Below are 26,201 nucleotides of genomic sequence, written 5' to 3'. Positions count from 1 at the left end.
CAGGGAGACTAAACTGCTGCCTCCCCTATTTTCAATTTTTATTTTCGATAAATCCAGACGTCTTTTATTCCTCCGCCTGCAGCTGCATCTACGACAAAGCTTCCGTTCGTGTAACGGTCACTGGGCCTGACTTTGGCTGCATTCTGCTCTACAACTACTCCGTCGTTTGTTTGAATCGCAATGACGTCATCCCCGCTGACAGCAGCTGTGAATACAACTCGATGCGGATTCTTCTTAAGCTCCTTAAGAATACGCACGCCTCGTGATGCTCTCGATCCTGTTTCAAGCACAGATGGCAGCATGCGCTTCACTGCTCCGCGGTTAGTGACAATTAACAGAGAGCTGCTTCCATTTTGAATACATGCACCAGCCACTGAGTCTTCATCTTTTAAATTAATGGCCTTCATCCCGCTTGTTCTCTGACCGGTTGGACTTACTTCATTTTCTGAAAAAGTAAGACTGTAGCCGTGCAGAGTTGAGATAGTCAAAGTAGTATTACCGTTTGTTTCAAGCACCTGAATGAGCTCATCCTCTTTTTTTACTTTAACAGCCATCAGAGACTTCGAATGCCGCTGCGCTTCGTAATCTTTTACAGGTGTCCGCTTAATAAGACCTTTTTTCGTCACGAACGTATAGTAGCCAACAGCATCTTTAATCTGTTTTACTACGCTTACAGCGACAATGCTGTCCTGACTATCAATCGAAATGATATTTGCCAGATGCTGCCCTGCGTCTTTCCATTTCATTTCAGGAATTTTATGCACAGGCAGATAGGCGTATGAGCCGCTTTTCGTGAAGAGAAGAACAGTATCCTGAGTATTGACTTCCCCGCTGAATAGAAGCCTGTCAGATTCTTTCATTGAAGGGGCTTCACCATTGGAGGCTGTATAGCTGCGAATGCTCGAGCGCTTTAAATACCCTTCCTTGGATACCGAAATTTGTACATCTTCAGGCGGTACAAGAACTTCAAGATCAATTTTAATTTCCTCAATTTGCTCTTCTACATCCGTCCGGCGCTCATCATTGAAGTCTTTTTTAATGCTCCGCAGCTCCTTTTTCATTTCAGCTGCCAGTTTTTTATCTGATCCAAGCAGGGCTTCCCATGTCTCGATATTCTTTCTTAACTGCTCTGCTTCTTTCTCAAGCGTTGTAATATCCGTATTCGTCAGTCTGTAGAGCTGAAGCATAACGATAGCTTCCGACTGCTCCTCTGAGAATGAGAACGCCTCCTGCAGCTTTCTGCGGGCATCCTGTTTGTCATTGGCAGAGCGGATAACTGCTATCACTTCATCAAGAATGGAAACTGCTTTAATCAGTCCCTCAAGCACATGCGCACGTTCTTTTGCCTTACGAAGATCGTGATTCGTCCGCCTGATGATTACCTGTTTCTGATGCACAAGATAAGCTTCCAACAGGGATTTCAGACTCATCAGCCGAGGAGTTTTATCAGCGATTGCAACCATATTAAAGTTAAACTGCGTCTGCAAATCTGTTGCTTTATATAAATAATGCAATACGCCTTTCGCATCCGCATCTTTTTTCAACTCCACTACAATCCGCATCCCGGTACGATCTGTTTCATCCCGGACTTCCGCAATTCCTTCTACTTTCTTATCAATGCGAAGTTCGTCCATCTTTTTAACGAGTGAAGCTTTATTAATTTCAAATGGAATTTCCGTGATTACGATCTGTTCTCTGGAGCCGCGAAGCGCTTCTATTTCAGCTCTTCCTCGAACGACTACTTTTCCTCGTCCGGTTTCATATGCTTGTCTGATTCCTTCGACGCCTTGAATAATACCGCCGGTAGGAAAATCAGGGCCTTTAATCGTTTCCATTAGTTTATCGATTGATGCATCGGGCTGATCTATCAGCTTAACAGCCGCATCGATAACCTCTCCCAGATTGTGCGGCGGAATATCGGTCGCGTATCCGCTGGAGATACCTGTAGAGCCGTTTACGATAAGATTTGGGAACGGAGCAGGCAATACCACCGGTTCCTCCTGGGAATCATCAAAGTTGGGCATGAAATCGACGGTCTGCTTATGAATATCGGTCAGCATCGTTTCTGACAGCTTTGCCATACGGGCTTCCGTATAGCGCATGGCAGCCGGCGGATCGCCGTCTACTGATCCATTATTCCCGTGCATTTCCACTAACGGCATTCTCATTTTCCAGTGCTGACTTTGACGGATCATAGCCTCATACACCGAAGAATCCCCATGAGGGTGGTAATTACCGATAACGTTACCAACAGTCTTCGCTGATTTCCGGAACGGTTTATCAGATGTGTTCCGATCCGTATACATGGCGTACAGAATACGCCGTTGCACCGGCTTCAAGCCGTCCCTTGCGTCTGGAAGTGCTCTATCTTGAATGATGTATTTACTGTATCTGCCAAATCGGTCTCCAAGTACTTCCTCGAGCGGAAGGTCGAGATATCGCTCTTTCTCAGCCAAAACTAATCCTCCTCAGTTACGTGCAGACTATCGTTTTCCATAATATTGCTTTCCTCGTCGAGCCCGAAAGCAACATGTTTTTCAATCCAGTTTCTGCGCGGTTCGACCTTATCTCCCATTAGCGTCGATACATGCTTTTCAGCTCGCGCAATATCATCCAGCGTTACCCGCACCAGCGTGCGTGATTCGGGGTCCATTGTGGTTTCCCAAAGCTGAGTGGCATCCATTTCACCCAACCCTTTATAGCGCTGAACCGTATAACCTTTGCCTACCTGTTTCATTGCGTCCTGCAGGCCATCTTCGTTCCACGCATATTCAACTTTCTCTTTTTTGCCTGTCCCACGGCTGACTTTATACAGAGGCGGAAGTGCAATATATACTTTTCCATGCTCGATGAGCGGACGCATATAGCGGTAGAAGAATGTCAGCAGCAGAACCTGGATGTGCGCTCCGTCCGTATCTGCATCGGTCATAATGACAATTTTGTCATAATTAATACTCGTCACATCAAAATCAGCTCCGACATCTCCACCTACAGCGTAGATTATCGTTCGTATTTCTTCGTTTTTCATAATATCAGCAAGCTTTGCTTTTTCGGTATTGATCACTTTTCCGCGGAGGGGAAGGACGGCCTGAAATTTCCTGTCCCGGCCCTGCTTCGCTGAACCGCCTGCTGAATCACCCTCTACAAGATACAGTTCATTTTTAGCTGCATTTTTACTTTGAGCGGGTGTCAGCTTTCCGGAAAGCATTGCATCCTTACGCTTGTTTTTCTTGCCGCTTCTGGCTTCCTCACGTGCTTTACGTGCAGCCTCTCTGGCCTGGGAAGCACGTACCGCTTTACGAATGAGTGCATTGCTGAACTCCGGATTTTCTTCCAGATAATACATCAGACGCGATGTAATGACCTGATCCACTGCCGTGCGGGCCTGAGCTGTACCAAGTTTACTTTTTGTCTGTCCCTCGAATTGAAGCAGGTGCTCCGGCACTCGTACGGAAAGAACGCCTGTAAAACCTTCACGAATGTCGCTGCCATCCAGATTTTTGTCCTTTTCTTTCAGTAGGGAAAGCTTTCTGGCGTGCTCATTGACTGTTCTCGTGACCGCGGTTTTTACACCTAGTTCATGGGTGCCGCCGTCTTTCGTTCTGACATTATTAACAAATGACAAAATATTCTCAGTATAGGCGTCATTGTATTGAAAAGCAAAATCAACTTCAATTTCGTCCTGTACACCTTCCATCGATACGACGCGGTGAAGTGTTTCTTTTCCTTCATTTAAATAATCAACGAACGCCTCAATCCCCGTTTCGTATAAAAACGTTTCACTCTCGCCGCTTCGCTCATCCAGAAGCTTCAACGTTGTTCCTTTTAAAAGGAAGGCTGCCTCACGAAGCCGTTCAGCAACTGTTTCGTAATGGAAGCTGCGCTGCTGAAAAATCAGTTCATCCGGCTTAAACGTTAATATTGTCCCGGTTTTTTTTGTTGATCCTGTTTTTTTAAGCGTTCCTGCAGGTTTTCCGCCATGCAGAAATGTCTGTTCATAAACCGAGCCGTCCCGGTGGATTACTACTTTTAATTCGGAAGACAGAGCATTTACAACAGAAGCACCGACCCCATGAAGGCCTCCGCTCGTTTTGTAGCCTCCCTGTCCGAATTTACCGCCAGCGTGAAGAACTGTTAAAATAACTTCGGGCGTCGGTTTACCCATGGCGTGCATGCCTGTCGGATAGCCGCGTCCGTTATCCCGGACCGTTACAGAATCATCTCGGTGAAGCGTTACTTCAATCGTGTTGCCGAAGCCGGCTAATATTTCATCAACGGAGTTGTCTACTATTTCAAATATCAGATGGTGAAGGCCACGGTGATCGGTGCTCCCGATATACATACCAGGTCTTTTTCTGACTGCTTCCAGTCCCTCCAGCACCTGTATTGCTTCATCATTATAATCAAAAGTCTGTTTAACCACTTATCGTAACCCCTTTCCTGCAGGTCCTTGTGCCTGTCTTACTTTACCACACTTTCAATTCCGTATCACGGCTTTCTCTGTATCTATTATTAGCGCAAAGGTGCAACACTTGTCAAACGTATGTACGTATTAATTTAAATTGACTTGAGGGTATTCGATATACTCAACCGTCTTCCGTTTTAGCATGAACAAAAAACCCGGGCAGGAATGAACGCCCTGCACCGGGTTCTTTTTTGCATTCACTTATACCGCTTGCAATTAACCCATGTTAATGAAACTCAGTATTTGCCTGATTATTTTTTTACTAACAGGGCATGATCCACCTTAATACAGGCATCCATGACGACTTGTTTCCCGCCGCGTTCCAGTTTTTCCGCCGTACCCCGATCAAATACGCCCAGCTGGGCCCAGAATGCGGGGATGTTTGTTTCCAGAAAATCGTCTGCCAGCTCAGGAAGGAATTCACTGCGCCGGAATACGTTTACGAGATCTACGTCTGACGGAAGTTCTCTGATAGACGACAGCGATTTTTCTCCAAGCACTTCATTCACGTTCGGATTAACTGGTATGATCGTATAGCCCGCTTTTTGCATGGCTTCTGATACTTGGTATGAAGTACGGTGCGGTTTATCCGAAAGACCTACAACTGCGATGACGTTTGCAGTTTCCAGCAGCTCGCGTTTTTGCTCTTGGTTCAGCATATTTATTCCTCCTATTTAACAATCATAACCGGACATTCGGCGCGCTTTGCCACTTTATGTGACACGCTCCCAAGCACCATTTGCTGAAACTGGTTTAAGCCTCTGCTGCCGATGACGACCAAATCCGCTTTCTGTTCATTGGCTTCTCTCACGATGGCAGGTCCAGGCTCTCCGAATATGTGCTTTACGGTATAGTGTACTTCCTTTCCCTGCAAGTAATGCTCCATCGACTCCACTCGTTTTTTTCGATGAGATGGAATGTCCCTTGGACGCATTTCTTCATCCATTACGTCTGTTCTTGTCGGGAGGTCATCGACTACATGTATAAGTGTGATCTGGGCACCTTCAGTGCGTGAAGCAATATAGGCAGCTTTCTCACATGCCCGCATCGCATGCTTAGAGCCGTCGCCTGCTAGCAGAATATGCTGAAACATTCTGATTCCCCCTTTAACGGCCGATTACCGGCAAAATTGATTCTATACTTTACTTATTCACCATTTGCCGGCAGTAAACCTGCCTCAACAAGATAATTTTCTGCGACTGCGCTTGCATCCGCATCATTTTCATCAACTTCGTAATTCATTTCCATCATTTCCTCTTCAGAGATCATTCCCCCGAGCTGATTCAGGATCGGTTCCAGCTCAGGATAGTCGATCAGAACATCCTCCCGTAAAAGCGGAGCCCCGTTGAAAGGTGGGAATACATTCTCATCGTCTTCCAGTGCAATGAGATTGTAACGAATCATATAACTGTCTGTCGAATAAGCATCGATTACGTCGACATCTCCGGCAACCAGCGCTTCAGACCGTAAGCCAGGATCCATTGTCTGAACATCGGCTATATCCAGCCCGTACACCTCTTGTATTCCGGGATATCCGTCACTCGTGCGGTCGAAAAATTCAAAAGTAAACGCAGCGGTCAGCTCATCTTCAAAGGAAGTAAGGTCTGAAATTGTTTCCACTCCTGTTTCCTCCTGCAGTTCTTCTGTTACAGCCAGCGCATAGGTGTTCTGGTAGGCCATCGGCTCCAGAAAGACAAGGCCGTATTCATCAAACATTCCGTCCCGTGCTTGAATAAACGCTTCTTCTTCATCATTTGAAACCGGCTCTTCGTTCAGCAAATTCGTTATCGCAGTGCCGGTAAATTCAAAATATCCATCAATATCCTCATTTAACAGCGCTTGAAACACGATATCAGTCTGACCTAATCCTTCTTCCAGTACAACTTCGTAATTCGTTTCTTCTTCAATCAGCAGTTTGTACATGTTGATGATGATCTCAGGTTCGGCTCCCAGCTTTCCGGCCAGCGTTATTTCTTCAGCACCTCCACCGCGTCCATCAAAAGCCTGATAGACGTTTGGCACCGCCACGAGGAGAATAGCTGCTGTTACAACAGCAAAGATCGGACGAATGGACGATCCGCTCGACCGCTTTTCAGTCATTCGCAGAACAGCGTCAAATAACAAGGCCAGCAGAGCTGCCGGGATCGCGCCCATCAGGATGTAATAGTTATTGCTTCTGTTCAGTCCGGTCATGATCAAGTCACCTAACCCACCGGCACCGACTAACGCTGCGAGAGTAGCAGTTCCCACGATTAGCACCATACCAGTTCGAATTCCTGCCATGATTGTAGGCATAGCGAGAGGAAGCTGTACTTTCATCAGCTGCTGCTGGTAAGTCATCCCCATTCCGCGGGCCGCTTCGGCAAGAGCGGGATCTACTCCTTTAACACCGGTGTAGGTGTTTCGAAGAATCGGCATCAGCGCATAGGCAGAGAGAGCGATGATCGCCGGCGTAGTTCCGATGCCGACAAATGGTATTAGAAACCCCAGCAGTGCAAGACTAGGTATAGTCTGTATGACTGCTGTCGTTCCGATAACTGGCTCAGCTCCTTTTTTGTACATAGCGAGGAAAATGCCGAGCGGTACAGCGATAAAAACCGCAATCAAAAGGGAAATCAGCGACATCTCAATATGCTGCCACAAAGCAGTCGTCAGTAGATCCGATCGCTCACGAAGCAGTTGAAAAAACGTTTCTATATTCGTCATTTCACTCCCTCCCCTCTGTCGTGGTCCGTAAACTGCTGTACAAAGCCTGTCAGCATCTCAAGTGACACGTGCTGATCTGACTGATCAAGTGAAAGAGAGGAAACATTTTTTTCTTTCATAATATGGAATGCTTCACGGATCGTTGTATGCCTCGAGATCGATGGTCCTGCTGCTTCCGGAGAAGCATCAATCGCTTCAAGCGTCATATCCCAGGGAGAAGTTTTCTTGCCGATAAACGAAGCCACAAATTCATCAGCAGGATTGGCAATCAATTCGGAGGGTGAGGCAATTTGAATAATTTCCCCTTCTTTCATGACTGCAATTCTGTCTCCGAGCTGGAGTGCTTCTTCCATATCGTGTGTGACGAAAACGATCGTTTTTTGAATTTCCTGCTGAAGTTTTGCAATATCCCGCTGAAGCTGACTGCGGGATATCGGGTCAAGTGCGCTGAATGGTTCATCCATTAACAGGATATCAGGATCACCGGCCAGAGCCCGGACGACTCCTATCCGCTGCTGCTGTCCGCCTGAGAGCTCTGCAGGCATTCTGTCGCGGTAGGTAGCAGGATCCAGTCCGACCATCTGGAGTAATTCATCAATTCGATCGGAAACAGTATTTTTATCCCACCCTTTCAATTCCGGAACAATGGCGATGTTTTCTGCTATCGTCATATGCGGAAACAGAGCAATCTGCTGAAGGACGTAGCCGATTTCCCAACGCAGTTTGTGAATGTTTTTAGAGCGGATATCACTTCCGTTGATCGAGATTGTACCTTCTGATGCATCAATAAGCCGGTTAATCATTTTCATCGTCGTGGTTTTTCCGCATCCGCTCGGTCCGATTAAAACGAAAAATTCGCCTTTGTCCACGATAAAGCTGCTCCCGGAGACCGCCTTTGTACCATCCGGGAACGCTTTTGAAACTTGATTAAATTCTATCATTCGTTCAGCCCCTGTTCTGGAAATTTTATACCTGAAGTCCTGCAGCTATGTAAAAATGGTACAGGATGACATTCTATTCCTTTTTTCAACCTGAACTAAACAGCTTACAGCTTGATTCCGAGGCGACTGAATGAGAAAATGAAAACAGGTGATAACAGATGGAACTATTTACAGTATCAGAAGAAGCTGCGCAGTTTTATAAAAAAGAAATGCAGCTTGCAGAGGGTGACAGTGTGAGGCTGTTTGCCAGAGTCGGCGGCGTCGGCTCCGGCGGTTTTTCCGCAGGTGTTGAGAAAGGCAGACCCGGGCTCGCGGGGTCTGAAGTAAAGCAAGCCGGTATCTTTTTTTTCGTGACTGATGAAGACGCATGGTATTTCAGAGGAGTTAAAGTCATTTATGATTATGATATAGGTGAAATTGTCTTTTACAGAAGCGGCGGGATGGAATACCCGGATCATGAAAACGACTAGCATGCAAATAACCTTCCGCATATTATGCGGAAGGTTATTTGCTGTAAATGAAGCTGTTATCCGCCGACGCGGTGCATTTCCACCTTTTTTCTGTCCGCTGTCTGCTTTAGGCGGTCTTCTGAGTATTGATCCTTGCGTCCGGTCCATATCCGAGCGATTGCAGAATCGATCGACTCGCCTTCGTTACGCAGCACCGCTTTTAAATCATGCCCTTTTGAAGCGAACAGACATGTGATGAACTGTCCGTCAGCAGTAAGTCTCGCTCTGTTACAGGCAGCACAGAAGGCATCTGATACAGAAGAAATGACGCCGATTTCTCCGCTGCCGTCTTTAAATTGGTAGCGGGAGGCTGTTTCACCTGGTGTGTTTGCCGGTGCCTCTTCGAGTGGGTGTACAGCGTTTATCATTTCCACAATCTCAGCTTTTGTGATCACGTGGTCAAGCTTCCAGCCGTTTGCGTTGCCTACATCCATATACTCAATAAAGCGCACAATAACACCGGTGCCTTTAAACTGTTCAACCATGGGCAGAATATCTTCTTCATTCATCCCTTTTTTTACGACCATATTTATTTTAACCGGAAGGCCGGCGTCTTCTGCTGCTTTAATTCCGTTTAAAACGTGCTCTACTTTCAGCGTGCGGCCGGTAATAGCTTGAAACCGGCTGTTATTAAGCGAATCCAGACTGACGGACACCCTGGAAAGCCCTGCTTCTTTTAATACGTGCGCTTTTTTGGGAAGCAGTATTCCATTCGTCGTCATCGCAATATCATCGATCTTCGTTTCGCGCCGCAACCGACCGATTAAATCGGGGAGATTTTTTCGTAAGAGCGGTTCCCCGCCGGTAATTCGCAGCTTTTTCAGGTCAGCCGTCGTCCGGCATGCGTGAACGATCTGAACTATTTCATCGAACGTGAGAAGCTGATCCTGGCCGAGAAATGGAAAGTGATCGTCAAAAATTTCTTTAGGCATACAGTACCGGCACCTGAGATTGCACTGATCGGTAACAGAAATTCTCAAATCCCGGAGTGGTCTGTTCCGCTTATCTGTCAGCATCGGCCTCAGCCTCCTTCTGCGCCAATTATAAAGGAGCGCACCGTTTCGTTGCAAACGTATTCTTTTATTTGGGCAGTCTTTCTCCCCAATACTGGTAATACTGCGTTTTTAGGCTGCCGTTATAAAGTTTGCGGCGCTTCGTGGCTTTTTTGCCGTAAAGCTCTTCAAACTTTTCATGCGTTGCCAGAATATAGGCACTCCAGTGAGGGTGTCGGCTCATGATCGTTCCAAGCTCCCGGTACAGGTTTTCAACATAGGGCAGATCCTGCATACGCTCACCATATGGAGGGTTGCCGATCAACACTCCTTTTTCGCTTTTAGGTGAGAAATCGCGCAGGCTCATTTGTTTGATATATATTTGATCAAAAAAACCAGCTTCTGTAGCATTATAGCGCGCCAGTTCGACCATTTTATGATCGATGTCGGAGCCGATGATTTCAAACTTCGTATCGTAGTTCGCCAGATCTTCTGCTTCCTCAAGTGCACGCTCATAAAGTCCGCTGTCGTACCATTCCCATTTGGTAAAAGCAAAGTCCCGGTTAACACCCGGTGCAATATTTTGAGCAATCATGGCTGCTTCGATTGGAAGGGTACCGGATCCGGTGAACGGATCATGAAACGGGATGTCCGGGTACCAGTTGGCTAGCTGAATCAAAGCGGCAGCAAGTGTTTCTTTAAGCGGCGCCTGGTTATGGCGGGTACGGTATCCCCGTCGGTTAAGCCCTTCGCCGCTTGTATCAAGCGTCAGCTGGGCCGTATTTTTGTGAAGGGCTACCTCGACTCTCGTCATCGGTCCGGTTTCCTCAAACCATTCGATTGGGTACGCCTGCTTGAGCTTTTCTACAATCGCTTTTTTGGCGATTGCCTGACAGTCTGAAATACTGAACAAATCTGATTTCACACTTCTGCCAAGCACCGGAAATTCAGAATCTTTACTTATAAAATCCTGCCATGGCAGGGCTTTCGTTTTTTCGAATAGTTCTTCAAATGAGCGTGCTTCGAATTCGCCGACTAAAAGCTTGATGCGATCTGCTGTTCTGAGCCATAAATTCGCTCTGGCAATGCCCAGTGCATCTGTTTCAAACCGGACTCTGCCATTTTCAATTGTTAAATCTGTAAATCCCAGTTTTTTTAACTCTTTTGCAGCAAGCGATTCCAATCCCATTGTTGTCGTTGCGAGCAGTGTGTAAGTTGTCATGCTTTTCCTCTCCCGGTCTAATAGTATTCATTTGAAAAAAGCCTCCACGCTATATGCACGTGGAGGCTGACATTCCGTAAAGACACCATCTGTGTTCTGTAAGCCATGTTCTGTACACCGTACTGCGATCGGGAGTCACCCTCGTACCGGTGCGGTAATCATCTGTCTGCACCGCTTAACGCAGTGCCTTCTGCTCCGTTTGATTCCTTTGCAGAAGTGCCCCTACCAAATTTTGGGTTTCTCACTCGCGGGGTTTACCTCGTTCCACCTCTGCCGTTTCCAGCAGAGCTTCGTCACTGTGGCACTTTCAAGAAGTGTTTGCCATATCCGATATACGGACGTAGGCATTCCTTCTGCCGTCAGCCTTTATCAGGCTGCCCTGGCTTATGGTTTCGCCAGGCGCGAACACTACAGCCATCACAGGCTGTGCGAGCATGGACTTTCCTCTGTTTCTGTTAAGAAACAGCGATTACCTGAACACAGATGGACGTTGAAAAACAACGAAATTAATCATATCACAGATTCGCAGAGCTGTATAGGTGGTGAATTATCGTCTGAGCGCTTTCCGGGCCAATGAATCGGCTTCTCCGTTTTGACTGGAAGGAATCCACTTAACAAATACATAATCAAACTGCTTCGACTTTTCGTCAATTTCACGCAGGAGCATATTAAATGTACGGTTTTTAGCATAGTTTTTTTCAATCGAATCGACGAGTATTTTCGAATCCGACCGTATTGAAAGGATGCTGACATGAAGATCTTCACAGCGCTTTATTGCTTCCAGACATGCATGGAACTCGGCCTCGTGGTTGCTCATTTCCGGAAGCGGTACAGCATAGCGATAATGTTCTCCGCCAGCCTTAATATAAATTCCGGCTCCTGATGGACCAGGATTACCGGCTGTCGCTGCATCTATATACACTTCCGCCATCATTATTCGTTCAGTTTGCTCCCGAAAACGTGTTTTTCAAGATTGGACAGTCGCCTTAAAATATCATAATTAGTGTTTCCGGCTGCGGGCTGCGGCTTTGATTGTACACGTGATTCTGTACGGGCAGGCTGTGCAAACTTAGCTTCTTCAAGCTCTTTTTCGAGCGTCTGAATATGTGTTTCAAACGCTTCATAGTCTTTGATGATCTCGTCAAGAAATTGATCCACTTCATCCTGATTGTAGCCTCGCATACTCGTTTTAAATTCTTTTTCATAAATATCGTTTTTAGTCAGCTTATTTTTTCGCTCCATATAGGTCACCTCATTACCGTAATACTTTCATTTTTTCAGACATCCTGCTATCTGTCAATTCCAGTCATCCAGCTCGTCTCGGACCGCGTCTTCGATATCATCCGGGGTGATATACACAATCGGATAATGATCCCGTTCCTGTCTGGAATGTGCAGCTTCCAGGTAGAAAGACGGTGTGCCGGGTTTGTCTGTATCATAAAGCAGCAGCATGACATCAGTCTTGTCTACAATGAACCTGTTTTTCTGCTTTAACTGTTCAGGGGATTCATATGGACGCTCAGTTATCCAGGCACGGTAATCGCTTTGCTGCCAGACTGTCTGGTAGAGCTCTTTCACAGCTTCCTGATACCGTTCCTCCTGCTGCAGAAATGGAGCAAGCACAGCAAGCTGGACGGCTGCACCTTCTTTTTTCATATCGATTACTGCTTCTCCTGCCCAGAGCTCGACTCCTGCCTGCCCGCTGATCACGATCCATTCCACACCATATTCATTTACAGCATCCTCTATTTTCCTGCGCAGCGCCTTCTTCAGAAAAGGAAGCTGCTCATGACGCTCATTAAAGACGCCTATTTCATGAGGTTTATATCCGCTGATTGCCATCGACACTGCCATGCTGTCCTCCGTTCCATACTGAATTCCTTAAATGAAAAGCTGCTCCGAAGAATCAGAATTCTACGAAACAGCTCATTCATTACTGAAAAAATACGACCGTACCACAAATAACCGCAAAAAACATCGCTACTAAGACTTTCGCCATTCTCTTCTCTCCCTGCTGCTTGATAACCACTATATATGTTAGCCAATAACGAGCAGAAAAGCAATACTGCAATTACCTCCGGCGCCTCTTTTTCTTCATCATCGTTTCATGTACGAGTGTACCAATGGAGTGACACCCTGCATTTTCAGCACGATAAAGCAGTTTCTCCAGAACCTCTGCTGTAATAATGGCATCATTGAGGGCGTGATGCCGTCTGATTACCGGCATATGAAAGTGCTGAATCAATCCGTCCAGGCTCGCGTCGGCGTCCGGATAAAGAAGCCTGGCTGTATGGAACGAGTCCAGCACGTAGGGCCGAACTACCGGAAGCCGCCATCTTCTGCAGAGTACTTGCAGAAACCGCACATCGAAGCTGGCCGGATGCGCGGACAAAAAGCTGCCCTCCGCAAAAGTCAGAAATTCAAGCAGCATATCGGGAAACGCTTTTCCTTCAGCGTTCATCATGTTGTTATCAATCCCGGTGAGTTCTATAATCGGCTCCGGAATCGAACGTGCTGTCCGTACAAGTTCATAAAAGCTATGCTGCGGCTTGCGGACGGGTACGGCACCGATCGAAATGATGTCATCACCAAGGAAAGGATAAAAACCTGTCGTTTCCACATCAAAAACAACGATGTCCGCTTCTGAAGGCGGGGCAGTAAAATCCGGCAGAATCTGATTGAAACGCAGAATAGTGTCTTTAACTTTTTTCATCGTTTCGGGATTTGCATGAACCCATTCCCTGCGGTGCGCCAAAAAAGGTCTGACTGAAGAAGCAGTGGACCGCAGAGCGCGAAACCACATCATCATTAAATCCCCTTGCTTCGCTGAAAGCTGAGCTCGCTCATTTGCTGCATTCGTTTAGCTATAATAAGAGCTTCCTTCAGCTGACGCCGGTCTTCCTTTTCCAGCTCCATTGGTGAAAGTTCATTAGATAGTGGCTTATCATGCTTTAACTGAAAAATATTTCTGCGAAGACGGTGATACAGAAGCACATCCATCGCAAGCCTGGCGTTTTTCACATCACGAGGGTGAAAAACTTCCATTTTTTCAAGCTGATCAAGCCGGGCTGCAGTTCCCGGCTCTTTAATACCGTATCGGATCGCAAAAATACGCACACCATTTACGATCTGCATCAATGCAGATTTTTTCAAGTCGATCGTTTTGTGTTTACCTTTCAGCGTCAATCTTCCAAACGTATTAACCGGCACACGAAAGCGTATCGTGTCTTTCATAAGATACGCATGAAGCAGCCCTGCTTTACGAATACGTTCTGTGATCGCATCCCGCAGTGTTTCTGCAAGGTTGAAATCCCCGTAAACGGGACGATAGTCAATAAATATCGTAAAATCACGCACCTCTTCAGCGTCGCTCTCTTTTACCCACCGGAACACTTCGCGTTTCCATTCATCGATTTCTCTGCACCAGCGTCTTTCACGGGCCATAATTCCGCCCGGGCATTCCGGAAAACCAGCTTCGACAAGGGACAGGTTAACTTTAGCGGCAAAACGGTGAAAGTAGTCTTCTACTTCCCGCCAGTTATCCAGGTGTTTGTAATTATCTAATATTAATCCATTATCCTGATCACTGCTGAAAGCCTGTTCTTTTCTTCCCTGGCTTCCCATAACGATAAAGCAGAACTCTACCGGCGGGCTCCCGTATCCTTCTTTCTTCATTTGCTGCAAACAAAGCTGAATCATCCGGCGATGAATCTGATCGTTGTAGCTTGAGATAAATTCAGCGACTTCAGTCGGGTGAGTACGCTCCTCAAGCAAAGCTTCTGTAAATTCAATAAACGATCGATGGTGATTCGGTGACACAGATGCAGCGTCCCGGATCGTTTTAGCATGTTGAAGCGTATAGGACAACTGCAGGTAATGCGAATCCTGCAGCTGCAGGAATGATTCTGCCGTCAGCATTCCGGCTGGTGTCTCTCCTCGCATAACAGGAACGATATCTACATAGTCATCTTTGAAAAAAGTCAGAACTTCGTATGAAAAAGCATCCTCCTGAATCGTTACCGGCTGATCATCCATCCATCTGGCTACTTCTTCAGAACGAGCACCGTGCAGTAATCCGCGAATCACCCGCTGCTGGGTCAGCACCCCTTCAATTTGTCCGCGGCGATTAGTAACAATCAGGCCTGCTGCGTGATGGGAAGCAAGCAAATCGGCAGCTTCATCAAGCGCCAGCTCGCGCCTGCACGTCAACGGTCGTTCCATAATTGCATTGACTCTCGTTCGAAACAGACCAATGTTTTCCCTGTCGCCTGCACTGCGTTCTTTCTTTATTTCATCGTAAAGCGACTTCATCCTGTCTCCGATATTGGACAAGATAACTTCACTGAACGTCTCATTTTCGCCCATTAATTCCAAGAGAACCTCCCGGCGGATTTTGATCGTATCGCACGCTTCCAGTGCCTTCACTGAAAAATTCATGCTTCCGCCCGCCAGCAGTATCATTACACCGATCAGGTCGCCCGGATAGTAAAAGCGTACAGAAATATCTTTTCCGTCTTCCCTGTGCAGAATATTTTTAGCAAGTCCGCTTATTAAAAAATGAATTTCAATTTCCTCTTCATCTTCACGAAAAAGAAACTCGTTCTCTTCAAACGAGCTTTTAACCGTTCTGTCAGCAATCCGCTGAAATTGTTCGTCTGAGAGCAGGTCGAACGGAAATGACTGTCGCATCATTGTCGTTTGTTCATTCAACGATTGATTCATAAGCGCTCCTTTCTTAACCTGATAAAGCAGAGCGCTCGAGCCGCTGCTTCCGCTTTATCAGTTTGGCTGCTACTGCCGGGTCCGGATTCAGCTTTAGACCTTTTTGAACTGCCTCCAGCGCTGCATGACGATTTTTTAGTCTTCGTTCTTCGATTTTAGCAAGCTCTTCATAATGTTTGGCAGAGGGAGCCGGATAGCTTCGAATAAGCTTCGAAGCAGATTCATACTGCCGCATTCGCTGGAGATGCTTAACTTTCGGAAGCAGCTCCTCCTGAGGAAGGTGGACGGCAGGAATACGATCCCAGAATGGCACCGCCTGCTCCGGATGCCTGAGGTAATCCCACCAGCGGGCACTGGCTGATAATTCTTTTGCGTCTGCTGCCCTTTCAGGGAAGAGCACTTTTTCAGCTATATGCACGTAAAGCTCGGCAAGCACTCTCACATCATGATCGTGGTGATCGACGACCCCGGCAAGCCGGAGCGGATCCCCATTTTCCAAATATTCGAAATAAAGCAGGGGAGCGAGATTTCCCGGTGTGTCATCCGTTCGTTTTTTCTGAAGGATGTGTTCTTCAATGATGGATAACCGGCAGGAGGGAAGCCGATCTTTCCAAAATCTCCTTGCTGCATGAAGCAGATCAATATGTCCTGTTTCCGGAAGCAATGGCAGCCTTTCCCGCAGGAATGCATGCCTCGATTTCACCTGTGGCCAATCGAACGATTTGCCGTTATAGGAAACAATTGTGTCTGATTCTGCAAAATCGTCCAGAAAACCTGCTAAAAAAGCTTGTTCGTGCTCGGGTCCTGTTAACAAGTGCTGGGTAACTTCCATAGAATCTTTTTTTAACCGGGCATAGCCGATTAAAAAAATCTTTGTTCCCGCTCCTGAAGCGAGACCGGTTGTTTCTGTATCGAAAAACAACAAATTTTCCGGCTGATCATGAAAACGTAGCGGATGACTGCAGTAGCTGAGCTTCTGCCATTCACTGCAGACTGACTGGATCCTGTGGACAAGCCTGTCTGATAACGGATATTCCCGCTTCCGCCGATAGGATACTTCTCCATCCAGATAAAATGGATAAAACCCGATGGAAGAAAAATCAGTTACCTCAGACGACAGTGCCCGGCGTTGCTGAGCCGGCTTCTCATCCAACCCGCTCTTCATTCGCTTCAGCTTATGTTTCAGCTTCACGCCAATCCCTCCATCAAGTTCCTCATTATTTGCAGCAGCCGTCGTTTCACGTTCCAGTCGTCCATTCCCTGTGTGCCGGTGCAGGCTGGACAACCGTGACTGCAAGGGCAATGGTCCACATAGTCAGCCGTTTTCATCAGAACATGTTCTGCCTGCTCAAAGATCTTTTGAGCCAGTCCGATCCCGCCAGGATAACTGTCATACAAATACACGACCGGCCGTCCGGAATGAACCGCCTTGACTTCCGGCACGGCATGAATATCACGCTTATCACACATAACATGCACAGAAGCCACGTGTGAGAGCGCATGACAGAATCCAATCAGCAGCTGTTCGGTTTCTTCATCGTTCAAATCGTCAAAAAAGTCAGGATCAAATTCAAGCATGAATCCATTCGTATGAAGCTCCAGCTCAGGCAGATGAATAGGACCCGAACCAATATTCTCATACGTATCAAGCTTTATTTTCTTAAAGATCGTAGCCATTGCTGTTACCATGACATCCCCATACTGCAGCGAGCAGACCCCTGCATCCCTGCTATCATCTATATCTAGCACGGTCAGCTTCACCGCCAGGTTGGCATCAGTGAAATAATCCACCTCAACTTCCCTGACATACGCTTTCTTTTCATCCCAGTCCAGCAGTTCAACCTGGTGCTGTACTCCTTCATGCAGGTAAACTGCTTCGTCATGAAGAAGCGTCATGGCGCTGAACGTATCCATTTCCCCGATCACATTCGGACTTCCTCGCTTCGTACGGTCAATAATAACGACGTTTTCCTGGGCAGCGGAACGCAGGCTGATCTCATGCGCCGGAAACGCGTCACTCATCCAATGCCACGTATCAGTCCGATGGTGAAGCACGCGCATTTCGGTTAAATAATCCAATAACTCTGCTGTATCTTCCGGCGAAAGATCGTCAAATCCATCGCCCTCTTTAAACGGAAGCTCGTAAGCGGCGCATTTAATATGATCAGACAAAATGATGAGATTATTTTTGTTAATCCGGGCTGTTTCCGGCGTATGCTCGAAGAAGTAATCCGGATTTTGAAACACGTACTGATCAAGCGGAGAAGCACCTGCAACCATAATGACCACCGATTCTCCCTGTCGTCTGCCTGCACGGCCTGCCTGCTGCCAGGAAGAAGCGATCGAACCCGGGTATCCGGTCATGATACATACTTGAAGCTGGCCAATATCAACACCAAGCTCAAGCGCATTCGTCGAGACAACGCCTATCGTTTCCCCGCTTCTCAATCCTCTTTCAATTTCTCTCCGCTGACTGGGAAGATAACCGCCGCGGTAACCCCTGATCGACTGCTTTAACAGGTCATCCTTGATAAGATGCTGGAGACGGCTTAGAATAATCTCTACTCGGACTCTGCTTCTTGCAAACACGATTGTCTGCACCTGATTTTTGAGGAATTCAGAAGCGAGATCATTTACGACTTTCGTTGAGCTTTTTCGAATATGAAACTGCTCATGAACAATCGGCGGATTATAGAAAATAATATGCTTTTTCCCCCGAGGTGCACCGTTATTCTGAACGAGCCGAAATGGCGAACCGATCAGCTCCTCTGCTAGCTCGACCGGGTTGGCAATAGTCGCGGATGTGCAGATGAATGTAGGACTGCTCCCATAGTAAGCGCATATGCGCTTCAACCTTCTAATAACGTTGCCAACGTGTGATCCGAATACGCCGCGGTATGTATGCAGTTCATCGATCACAATCGTTTCCAGGTTTTCAAATAATGATATCCATTTCGTATGATGAGGCAGGACGGCAGCATGGAGCATATCCGGATTTGTAATAACCACATGTCCAGCTTTTCGTACTTTCTGACGCAGCCCGGCCGGGGTATCGCCATCGTACGTATAACATTTCAGACCATTTTCCAATTCGTCAGCAAGCTCGTTTAACTCTGTCATCTGATCCTGTGCCAGTGCCTTTGTTGGAAAAATATACAATGCTCTCGCCGCCGGGTTTTGATAGAACCGCTGTAGGACCGGCAGATTGTAACAAAGCGTTTTACCGGAAGCTGTAGGTGTCACTGCCACAACATTTTCCTGTTTTTCAGCTGCGTCGAAGGCTGTCCGCTGATGACTGTATAAAGATGTCACTCCGCGCCGGTGTAATCCATCTATCAAGTGGCGCGGAAGCTGTTCAGGGAACGGGCTGTATTGAGCTTCAGTCTCTTCCATTGTATGCCAGTACTCTACTTGGGGGTCCAGCTTCAGTTCTTCAAGTAAATCCTGAAGATTTTTGCGAAACATCATCTTAACGGTTCCTTTCCTGAAAAGAATAAACAACGAACAAACTTAACATGATTTTCTTCAGTGTAACCGAATATACGTTTGGACTGCAACAGCCGGCATAACATAATACAGACCCGCTCCATAATGGAACGGGTCTGTCAGGAAAAAGGAAGCCGGTCTGACCTGCTTAACAAATGCCGGCCGTTTGCACGAAGCGATTCAATCAATCGCGGTAAAGCTTGAACCGTAACCTTTCTTTCATGCAGCAATACAATGGAATTTGTCCCTGCATTTGCCGCTCTTTCAACAATTGTTTCTGCAGTCATGTGCGGATCCCAATCGTATGAGGAAATATTCCAGAGCACTGTAGTCAATTCAAGCTCACTGGCAACGGTACGTACGGTTGTATTTATTTTGCCGTAAGGCGGTCTGAAGTAGCTTATCTTTTGACCGGTCAAACGCTCAAGCTCCCGCTTGCCGGTGAACAACTGGTAGCGGACATGTTCAGGTTTCAGCCTAGTCAGATCGACGTGCTGATGGGCGTGCGTTCCGATTTCATGGCCGGATTGCAATAGGTTTTGAAACGGGCGTTTATGGTGAAGCAGATGCCCCTGCCAGAAAAAAAGTCCTTTGACATCATAGTGATTCAAAATAGAGACGATGTCTGCAGTCTGCCTGCCGGGTCCGTCGTCAAACGTGAGCAGGACGCAGCCGGTTTTTCCCGGAAGCCTGCTCCATCCTTCATTTGAATTGAAGTTGACCTCAACTCCATCAGACACGATTCAAGGGCTTTGGTTCCGTTTTGACATAAGGACTCTCCTCTCCTTCATCAGATAAAAGCCATTGTCGCACCGCTTCTTTAGCAGACCGTTCTACATCAAAGTTCAGCTCACGTCTGTAAGGAAGAATCGTTCTTGCGTGTGCCGGATGCAGGCCGATCACAACTGTTGAAATACCAAGCTGTTCAAAAATAAGCAGAAAGTCACGAAGCTTTCCAACTGAAGAGAGTTCAATAACCCCTACACCGGTAAAATCAATTAATATCCGTTCAGGCTGCGCATGATAAGAACGCTTTAACACATTCGACTGAATGGCATCCAGCTTTTCAAACGACAGATCACCAAATAGCGGCACGATAGCAAGACCATCTGTCAATTCGATGAAAGGTCCAGACAATTTATTCGATCGTTTCACAGCCTGTGAAAGACTTTCGCTCTTTTCAAAAAGCTCAAAATTCGTCTCCGCCAACCTGCTCTGCAGCTTCTCAAGTTTATCTGCAACTTGCAAGTAACTGTTCGAAGCGGGTACGAGCAGCACGCTCCAGCCGTCCGCCGTTTCTGTAATGAACAGTTCACATAAGCGGACACCTTCGGCAGTGATCATATTGAGCTCGGTCCTTTCGACAGAAGCTTCAAACATACGTCTGCACTTTTCCCGACTTCCTTCATCCGCCAGCTCTTCAAAGGACTTTGGCGTTTCACCGAAAAGATCACGAGGGTCATGCATATGCGTCACAAGTAATTGTCTGTTCAGTTTAAATAACGGAAGTGGTATCTGATTGTCCATCTGCTTTATCCCGCCCAGTTTTTTCGGTAGTCTTAAACCACGCCGTGAGTTCATTTAAATCTTTTAAGAATGTGGTATTTGCAGCGATAGCTGCAAAGTCAAACTTCGATACAAGCCGTCCGCCGACGAGAATATCTGCTTCTCTGGATTGTTGATGGAAGCCTTCAAGATACCCGCTCAGCTCTTCTGCCCTGTAGCTTAGTGAGAAGGAGAGACCAATCACGGACGGCTTCCAGCGCGCGGCTTCCTGCAGCGCTAATTCAATCGGCAGGTCAGACTGTAGAAATTTAACATTCCATCCACGTTCCCTGAACAAGATCGATACCATTTTTAAACCGAGATAATGTTTCTCATTCTCCATTGAAAAAAACAGCGCTTTTGGCTCAGCATCAATTTTCTTCGATTGGCTGACCAGCTCATATTCCAGCTGCGTAAGAACGAAGTCACATACGCCTGTGGCGAGATGTTCTTCTGCAACAGTGATGTCACCCTGCTCCCATTTATACCCGACTGCATACATGCTTGGAGTGATAAGATCTCTGAACAATGCCAGTCTGCCTGTCTCTCTGCTGACTTCGCGGACGATCGAAAAAGCAGCACCGTGGTCTCCATCCAACAGTGCTTCTGTAAATGCCTCTGTTTTATCATTCATGAGGGGGAACCCCTCCTTGTTGGATAATAGTCGTCAAGCAGATTGAATTCACTGCTGATATTTAAATAGTCTATCATACATCAGAAGCTGTTTCTACCGCACCGCGCCTCTGCCTATTTTAAAAAAAGGATGGTCTGCTCTTTTATGTAATCCTCTATGGGACTGGATTCATTAAAAAGCTGATGTCTTCCATGTTGAAGCAGAATGATGTCAGGCTTCTCGATTTTCCGCCTGAAGAAATGCATGTTTGTTTTCCAGTCAACCGTCGTATCTTTTAATCCTTGAAAAATGAGCACATCTCCTTTGAAAACAGGCATAGCTTCCATTTCACCTTGCCAGACTTCAAGAGCTTTCAGCCAACTGTTATAGATCCATCTGCCCTGCAGCGGATCCTGTTTAATAAACTTATTATAGGCACGATCACCAGAGTTTTTCTTGAAGCGCCTTTTTTGGCGGCTGTGCCATTCCGGCAGCACATGCAGTGCCCGTCTGGCAGCTTTATAATTAAAAGGAAAGTAGAGCGGAGCTGCCAGCACGAGCTGATTAAGCAGGTTACGATCGGATTGTGCCGCCTGCATGAGAATAGAGGCACCTGTGCTGTGGCCCAATCCATATTCAGGATGAATGTTCAGTTCTGCAGCACAGATTGCTGCATGCTGCACCGCTTTGACATACTCCTGAAAAGTTTGAATGGCGCCTCGGTGTCCGCCCGATTGACCGTGTCCGGGAAGATCGATTGTAATCACACAGTAGCCGGCGTTAACAAGCCAGTTAATCAGTTTCGATAATCCGCCCGTATGATCCAGATAACCGTGCACGACGAAAACTGCAGGGTTGGAGTGAGCTCCAAACACCTGCATGAAAACCGGATGTTTCCCCGGTATATATCCGCACCTGTAAAACATCTCATCTGCCGGAAGTTGATAGAACTGCAAATAAGCTTTAAGTGCTGAATCGTCCGCCTGTGGTCTCGGCTTTGTGAGCGACAGATCCCCTTGTGCGACACTGCTTCCATCGTACACGCTTAATAGGACCCTTTCAGTTCTGTCAGTTTTTTAACGAGTGCTTTTCCGTAGGCCGGCAAATCCGGCGGTCGTCTGCTTGAGACGAGATTGCCGTCTGTTACGACCTCCTCGTTTACCCAATCAGCACCTGCATTCATCATGTCGTGTTTAATGCCCGGAGTACTGGTTACTTTTTTTCCTTTAAGAATATCCGCTGAGACCAGCACCCATCCAGCATGGCAAATCTGGCCGATCAGTCGGTTACGATCATTCATGAACGTCACCATATCAAGCACGTCCTCATACCGTCTTAATTTGTCAGGTGCCCAGCCTCCCGGAACCAGTATCCCGTCATATTCTTCAATTTGAATCTGCTGAAAAGAAAAATCAGATTGTACAGGGACCCCATTTTTCCCAACGTACGTTTTCTCTGCTTCTTTTCCTGCAATGTGGCAGATGACGCCTTCTTCCTGAAGTCTATAGTGAGGATAGATCAACTCGGAATCTTCAAACTCATCTTCAATTACCGTTACTATTTTCAATCCGTTAAGTGACATTGGTTATAGCCTCCTTCTTAATTAGAACAGGATTCTGTTTTTCAATACCCTGCTTTTCATCCGCACTAACGTACATATTACGATAAATTGTTTTCAGCAGGCGGATCTAAGTCCTGTTCCAGCTCATTTAAAAATAAATTTAAAAAAGCATGCCGCCTTTCCGCCTCTTGCCTGGCGCGATCAGTGTGCAGTGTATCTTTTATTTTTAATAATTTATCATAAAAGTGCTGTACAGCACTTCTGCGGTCATCCGTTAACCGGTGCCCGCGGTTCCCGGCGAACATGAAGCACCTTGCTACTCCAATAGCGCCGATACTGTCAAGCCGGTCAGCGTCCTGGACAATTTTCCCTTCAAGCGTCAGTGGAATACCACCTTTTGAGAAAGAGATTCGTGCGCACTCTTCCAGTACCTCATGCAGAATCCCGGCTTTTGCCGGGAACCGGTAACCCAGCTGCCTGATAAGCTCCGTTCCCTTATCTGAATCCAGTTTATGATCGCCAATGTCATGCAGAATAGCAATCAGTTCCGTTATGGAAGATTTTCCTCCCTCTGCATGACACAGATGCAATGCGAGCTTATGGACTCGTCTCGAGTGATCGATATCATGTCCGCTGGAATCCCCGCTGAAGTATAATTCTGCAGTCTTCCAAGCTTCATTAATTAGTTCATAATGGTCTTCCATAGCTTCTCCCTGCCTTTAAGCTGTCGAATATGGCTTTTCATATTGATGACACACAGCGTCATTGTATCTATTCAGATCGTTTTGAACAATTGTGTTTCTACACCTTAAAAAACGTAGTTTGTTTCGTAAATTGTATCAGATTTATACTGTCTGTAAACTAGCAGAGGCTTCCGGAATACCGGAAGCCTCTGCTTAGTCTAATTAAATTAGCTTATCGTGCACGTGCGAACGTTATTTCCTGATCACACTCATCGCACTGCTGAACGTAAGACTCATGCATCTCATCCAGCTGATTTCCACACTTCGTACATTGCTTCGGGGGCAGGTTTTTAAAAAACTCAACGCTGGACATGATCATAAGGTAATCCCTCCAAAATTTTATGTTAAATGTATTGTATTATAACAGAATATATAAATCAACCCTTTTATATAACATTTTTTCGATTTTATCACTGTTTGCAATATTTAGTTTGTTCTGCAGTCTGAAATCAACTGCTTTTGAGACCATTCTGTTGCAATACACATCATGCAGTTGGGCTCTGCTGTAACTGTGTTCTTGTTTGAAAGATTCATAGTTTTCTTTATCAGCACAAATAAGCAGAAGCCATTATTACACGGCTTCTGCTGTTACTGCGGAAAGTATCAGCATTGTTAATTAGCAGGTGATGAAGAAACATGAGCTGACGACAAGAGATCATTTACAGATCCTATCAGCTGATTGATTTCAGGTTTACTGATTTGTGCATCTGCACCGACAGCTTCTCCTTTATGAAATAAATCTGTCGTAATAAGAGAAGAAAAAATAACGACAGGCAAATCGATATGCTGTTTTACTTTCTTAGTGAGATGATGTCCGTCCATCTCAGGCATTTCGATATCTGTAATCAGCAGCTGAAAACGGCTGCTGTCTTCTTCAAGCAGCTCCCACGCTTTCTTTCCTGAAGCAGCGATTGTAAGCTTACTGAATCCCGCGCCAGTCAATGTATCTTTCAACAGGCGCTGCAGCATAGGAGAATCTTCGGCAATTAAAATAGAAGCGTCTGCACTTGTATCAGCAGCATGGTTCTCAGGTGCTTCCATAAATCCTGTCGATGGCAGAATGTCATGTACAATTCGTTCATAATCCAGCAGCAGAATTAATTTTTCGTGAAGCTGAATAATTCCTGCAGTCATTTGGCGGTCCCCGGATTCCAGTTTATCAGGGCTCTCAATTTGCTCCCACGATACTCTGTGAATACGTGTTACAGTTGTCACCCGGAATGCTGCTTTGCGGCTGTTTAATTCTGCAATGATAAATTTACTTTCTTTTGCATCATGTCCATGATTTCCAAGCACTTGTTCAAGATTAATAACAGGTACAATTTCACCACGAATATCTGCGATGCCTTCACAATCCGGGTGGCTGTGCGGAAGCGGTGTAACTTGCTCCGGCTGAAGTATTTCCCTTACCTTCATGACGTTAATCCCGTACAGAGCCCCTGCTGCTTCAAATACAATGATTTCAAGTTCATTCGTTCCGCTTTCCAAAAGTATATTTGATTGTGTCATTTCGTCCTCCTTCAATAACTGAATAACGTCTCTATCAGCTTTTATATCGGAAGAATCGCGGGAGTATTTACTAGATATCCTGATAAGTTCCGGGGAGGTTTGGAAAATGACGTTTGATTTGGAACCCATTTCATTTTATAATAGTACAGACTCGAGAAAAAATGGAGGTTGGCATTCATGCTCAGTAAACTTTTTCCTTTCAGTCTTACATTAACAATTCTCATGCTTCTTCCTGCTGTAACCGTATTTGCAGAAGAGAACGGTGAAGGCGGCACAGGATTTACAGAAGTTATTTTTACTATTGTCGGTGTTGGGGCTATTATTCTCTTTATTTTTTATATGTTTAGAGACAATGCGAAATAAGACCGTACATACTGATAAAACCCGGGCTGCCTGACTGGCTGCCCGGGTTTTTTAGTTTAGTCTTCATATGCCTCAAGTATTTCAACGTTTTCGATGATAACGTCCTCCTGAGGCACATCCGCTCCCTCTGTTTCAACAGCAGCGATCTCATCGACGGTATCCATTCCCGAGATAACATGACCGAAAACAGTGTGTCCGCCGTCCAGATGAGGGGTCCCGCCTGCTTCAAGGTAGTACTGCACGCGCTCCTCAGAGAATCCGCTGCCTTCGAACATTTCTTCTGATAGCTGCGTTTCATCAGCGTGAACGATGAAAAATTGACTTCCATTCGTATTAGGTCCGCTGTTAGCCATAGATACAGCACCTCTAAAATGAGCAAGTGATTCGTCGAATTCATCTTCGAAAGGTTCACCAAATGCGCTTTCTCCGCCTGATCCAGTGCCGGTGGGATCACCGCCCTGAATCATAAAGTCTTCGATGACTCTATGAAAAATGATCCCGTCATAATAGTCTTCTTTAGCAAGTTTAAAAAAATTCTCGACCGCGAGAGGAGCTTGTTCCGGGAAAAAGACGATCTCAATGTCTCCCAAAGACGTTTCCAGCATCGCTCGGGGGTGATCTGCTAAATCTCCATCCATCTGCGGCATGTCGACCGTTGATTCCTCAACATCTTCAGCTTCTTCTTCCTCTGCCTCCTCTGCATCGGAAGATTCATTCTGATTATTATCCTCTATTTCGTTTTCAGCTGTATTCTCGTTTCCTGCACTGCCGCAGGCAGCCAGGAAAATAGATAAACTAAGTAATCCCACTGTACGCTTCATCCA

The 26,201-nt window shown here is 46.3% G+C and carries 26 protein-coding genes and 1 other RNA gene; 2 read left to right on the top strand and 25 right to left on the bottom strand.

Annotated features, from left to right (window positions below):
• Positions 1-38: 38 nt before the first annotated feature.
• The 6 genes from parC to HCN83_RS06635 form a co-directional block, all read right to left on the bottom strand.
• Complete coding sequence (gene parC, locus HCN83_RS06660; RefSeq protein WP_168005672.1) at positions 39-2,456, bottom strand: DNA topoisomerase IV subunit A; 2,418 nt, start codon at positions 2,454-2,456, stop codon at positions 39-41.
• 2 nt (positions 2,457-2,458) lie between these two features.
• Positions 2,459-4,423 carry a DNA topoisomerase IV subunit B gene (gene parE, locus HCN83_RS06655; RefSeq protein ID WP_168005670.1) on the bottom strand — a complete coding sequence of 655 codons (1,965 nt, stop codon included), beginning with the start codon at positions 4,421-4,423 and terminating at the stop codon, positions 2,459-2,461.
• 293 nt (positions 4,424-4,716) lie between these two features.
• Positions 4,717-5,124 carry a CoA-binding protein gene (locus HCN83_RS06650; protein WP_168005668.1) on the bottom strand — a complete coding sequence of 136 codons (408 nt, stop codon included), beginning with the start codon at positions 5,122-5,124 and terminating at the stop codon, positions 4,717-4,719.
• Positions 5,125-5,135: 11 nt separating this feature from the next.
• Positions 5,136-5,558 (bottom strand): universal stress protein, encoded by a 423-nt coding sequence (locus HCN83_RS06645; protein WP_168005666.1) that lies wholly within the window; start codon positions 5,556-5,558, stop codon positions 5,136-5,138.
• A 53-nt stretch (positions 5,559-5,611) separates the two neighbouring features.
• Entirely contained in the window at positions 5,612-7,171 is a 1,560-nt protein-coding gene (locus HCN83_RS06640; protein ID WP_168005664.1) for an ABC transporter permease/substrate-binding protein, read from the bottom strand.
• Positions 7,168-8,112 carry an ABC transporter ATP-binding protein gene (locus HCN83_RS06635; protein ID WP_168005662.1) on the bottom strand — a complete coding sequence of 315 codons (945 nt, stop codon included), beginning with the start codon at positions 8,110-8,112 and terminating at the stop codon, positions 7,168-7,170. Before HCN83_RS06635 ends, HCN83_RS06640 begins: the two co-directional genes overlap by 4 nt.
• Before the next feature lie 158 nt (positions 8,113-8,270).
• Between HCN83_RS06635 and HCN83_RS06630 the strand changes: the two genes are divergently transcribed.
• A complete protein-coding gene (locus tag HCN83_RS06630; RefSeq protein ID WP_205774526.1) occupies positions 8,271-8,582 on the top strand; it encodes a hypothetical protein in 312 nt (103 codons plus the stop codon).
• A 56-nt stretch (positions 8,583-8,638) separates the two neighbouring features.
• Here the strand turns inward: HCN83_RS06630 and moaA are convergent, their stop codons facing one another.
• From moaA to HCN83_RS06540, 18 genes are all read right to left on the bottom strand, one after another.
• Entirely contained in the window at positions 8,639-9,637 is a 999-nt protein-coding gene (moaA, locus tag HCN83_RS06625; RefSeq protein WP_281351696.1) for a GTP 3',8-cyclase MoaA, read from the bottom strand.
• 64 nt (positions 9,638-9,701) lie between these two features.
• Complete coding sequence (locus tag HCN83_RS06620) at positions 9,702-10,835, bottom strand: THUMP domain-containing class I SAM-dependent RNA methyltransferase (RefSeq protein ID WP_168005660.1); 1,134 nt, start codon at positions 10,833-10,835, stop codon at positions 9,702-9,704.
• A 94-nt stretch (positions 10,836-10,929) separates the two neighbouring features.
• Positions 10,930-11,316, bottom strand: an RNA gene (gene rnpB / locus HCN83_RS06615) — RNase P RNA component class B.
• A gap of 66 nt (positions 11,317-11,382) precedes the next feature.
• The gene (locus HCN83_RS06610) at positions 11,383-11,766 is read right to left on the bottom strand and encodes a reverse transcriptase-like protein (RefSeq protein WP_168005658.1); all 384 of its coding nucleotides are present in this window, start codon (positions 11,764-11,766) and stop codon (positions 11,383-11,385) included.
• Positions 11,767-11,768: 2 nt separating this feature from the next.
• Positions 11,769-12,077 (bottom strand): cell division regulator GpsB, encoded by a 309-nt coding sequence (gene gpsB / locus HCN83_RS06605; RefSeq protein WP_168005656.1) that lies wholly within the window; start codon positions 12,075-12,077, stop codon positions 11,769-11,771.
• A 54-nt stretch (positions 12,078-12,131) separates the two neighbouring features.
• Positions 12,132-12,689: an SLOG family protein gene (locus HCN83_RS06600; protein ID WP_168005654.1), complete on the bottom strand. Its 558-nt coding sequence runs from the start codon at positions 12,687-12,689 to the stop codon at positions 12,132-12,134.
• A 217-nt stretch (positions 12,690-12,906) separates the two neighbouring features.
• Entirely contained in the window at positions 12,907-13,548 is a 642-nt protein-coding gene (locus HCN83_RS06595; protein WP_168005652.1) for a 3'-5' exonuclease, read from the bottom strand.
• A gap of 95 nt (positions 13,549-13,643) precedes the next feature.
• On the bottom strand, positions 13,644-15,557 hold the full coding sequence (locus HCN83_RS06590) for a DUF294 nucleotidyltransferase-like domain-containing protein (protein WP_168005650.1): 1,914 nt from the start codon (positions 15,555-15,557) through the stop codon (positions 13,644-13,646).
• 13 nt (positions 15,558-15,570) lie between these two features.
• The gene (locus HCN83_RS06585) at positions 15,571-16,749 is read right to left on the bottom strand and encodes a ribonuclease H-like domain-containing protein (protein ID WP_168005648.1); all 1,179 of its coding nucleotides are present in this window, start codon (positions 16,747-16,749) and stop codon (positions 15,571-15,573) included.
• Positions 16,746-19,022: a DEAD/DEAH box helicase gene (locus HCN83_RS06580; protein ID WP_168005830.1), complete on the bottom strand. Its 2,277-nt coding sequence runs from the start codon at positions 19,020-19,022 to the stop codon at positions 16,746-16,748. The genes HCN83_RS06585 and HCN83_RS06580 overlap by 4 nt, the downstream gene beginning before the upstream one ends.
• Positions 19,023-19,162: 140 nt before the next feature.
• On the bottom strand, positions 19,163-19,783 hold the full coding sequence (locus HCN83_RS06575; protein ID WP_168005646.1) for a polysaccharide deacetylase family protein: 621 nt from the start codon (positions 19,781-19,783) through the stop codon (positions 19,163-19,165).
• On the bottom strand, positions 19,776-20,570 hold the full coding sequence (locus HCN83_RS06570) for an STAS domain-containing protein (protein ID WP_168005644.1): 795 nt from the start codon (positions 20,568-20,570) through the stop codon (positions 19,776-19,778). The genes HCN83_RS06575 and HCN83_RS06570 overlap by 8 nt, the downstream gene beginning before the upstream one ends.
• Positions 20,539-21,222, bottom strand: coding sequence for a cobalamin B12-binding domain-containing protein (locus HCN83_RS06565; protein ID WP_168005642.1), 684 nt, complete (start codon positions 21,220-21,222; stop codon positions 20,539-20,541). Before HCN83_RS06565 ends, HCN83_RS06570 begins: the two co-directional genes overlap by 32 nt.
• 113 nt (positions 21,223-21,335) lie before the next feature.
• On the bottom strand, positions 21,336-22,244 hold the full coding sequence (locus HCN83_RS06560) for an alpha/beta fold hydrolase (RefSeq protein WP_168005641.1): 909 nt from the start codon (positions 22,242-22,244) through the stop codon (positions 21,336-21,338).
• A gap of 2 nt (positions 22,245-22,246) precedes the next feature.
• Complete coding sequence (locus HCN83_RS06555; protein WP_168005640.1) at positions 22,247-22,783, bottom strand: type 1 glutamine amidotransferase domain-containing protein; 537 nt, start codon at positions 22,781-22,783, stop codon at positions 22,247-22,249.
• 77 nt (positions 22,784-22,860) lie between these two features.
• A complete protein-coding gene (locus HCN83_RS06550) occupies positions 22,861-23,466 on the bottom strand; it encodes an HD domain-containing protein (RefSeq protein ID WP_168005639.1) in 606 nt (201 codons plus the stop codon).
• A gap of 211 nt (positions 23,467-23,677) precedes the next feature.
• Positions 23,678-23,818 (bottom strand): protein YhfH, encoded by a 141-nt coding sequence (yhfH, locus tag HCN83_RS06545; RefSeq protein WP_343033666.1) that lies wholly within the window; start codon positions 23,816-23,818, stop codon positions 23,678-23,680.
• A 299-nt stretch (positions 23,819-24,117) separates the two neighbouring features.
• Positions 24,118-25,014 (bottom strand): chemotaxis protein CheV, encoded by an 897-nt coding sequence (locus HCN83_RS06540; protein WP_168005637.1) that lies wholly within the window; start codon positions 25,012-25,014, stop codon positions 24,118-24,120.
• A 177-nt stretch (positions 25,015-25,191) separates the two neighbouring features.
• Between HCN83_RS06540 and HCN83_RS06535 the strand changes: the two genes are divergently transcribed.
• A complete protein-coding gene (locus tag HCN83_RS06535) occupies positions 25,192-25,377 on the top strand; it encodes a hypothetical protein (protein WP_168005636.1) in 186 nt (61 codons plus the stop codon).
• A 56-nt stretch (positions 25,378-25,433) separates the two neighbouring features.
• On the opposite strand, the gene HCN83_RS06530 is transcribed toward HCN83_RS06535, so the two are convergent.
• Positions 25,434-26,198: a peptidylprolyl isomerase gene (locus HCN83_RS06530; protein ID WP_168005635.1), complete on the bottom strand. Its 765-nt coding sequence runs from the start codon at positions 26,196-26,198 to the stop codon at positions 25,434-25,436.
• Positions 26,199-26,201: the final 3 nt, after the last annotated feature.

Source organism: Alkalicoccus luteus (genome assembly GCF_012034335.1).
GTDB lineage: Bacteria > Bacillota > Bacilli > Bacillales > Salisediminibacteriaceae > Alkalicoccus > Alkalicoccus luteus_A.
The sequence above is the reverse complement of the archived record's forward strand: the minus strand, read 5'-3'. Positions and strand labels throughout refer to the sequence as shown.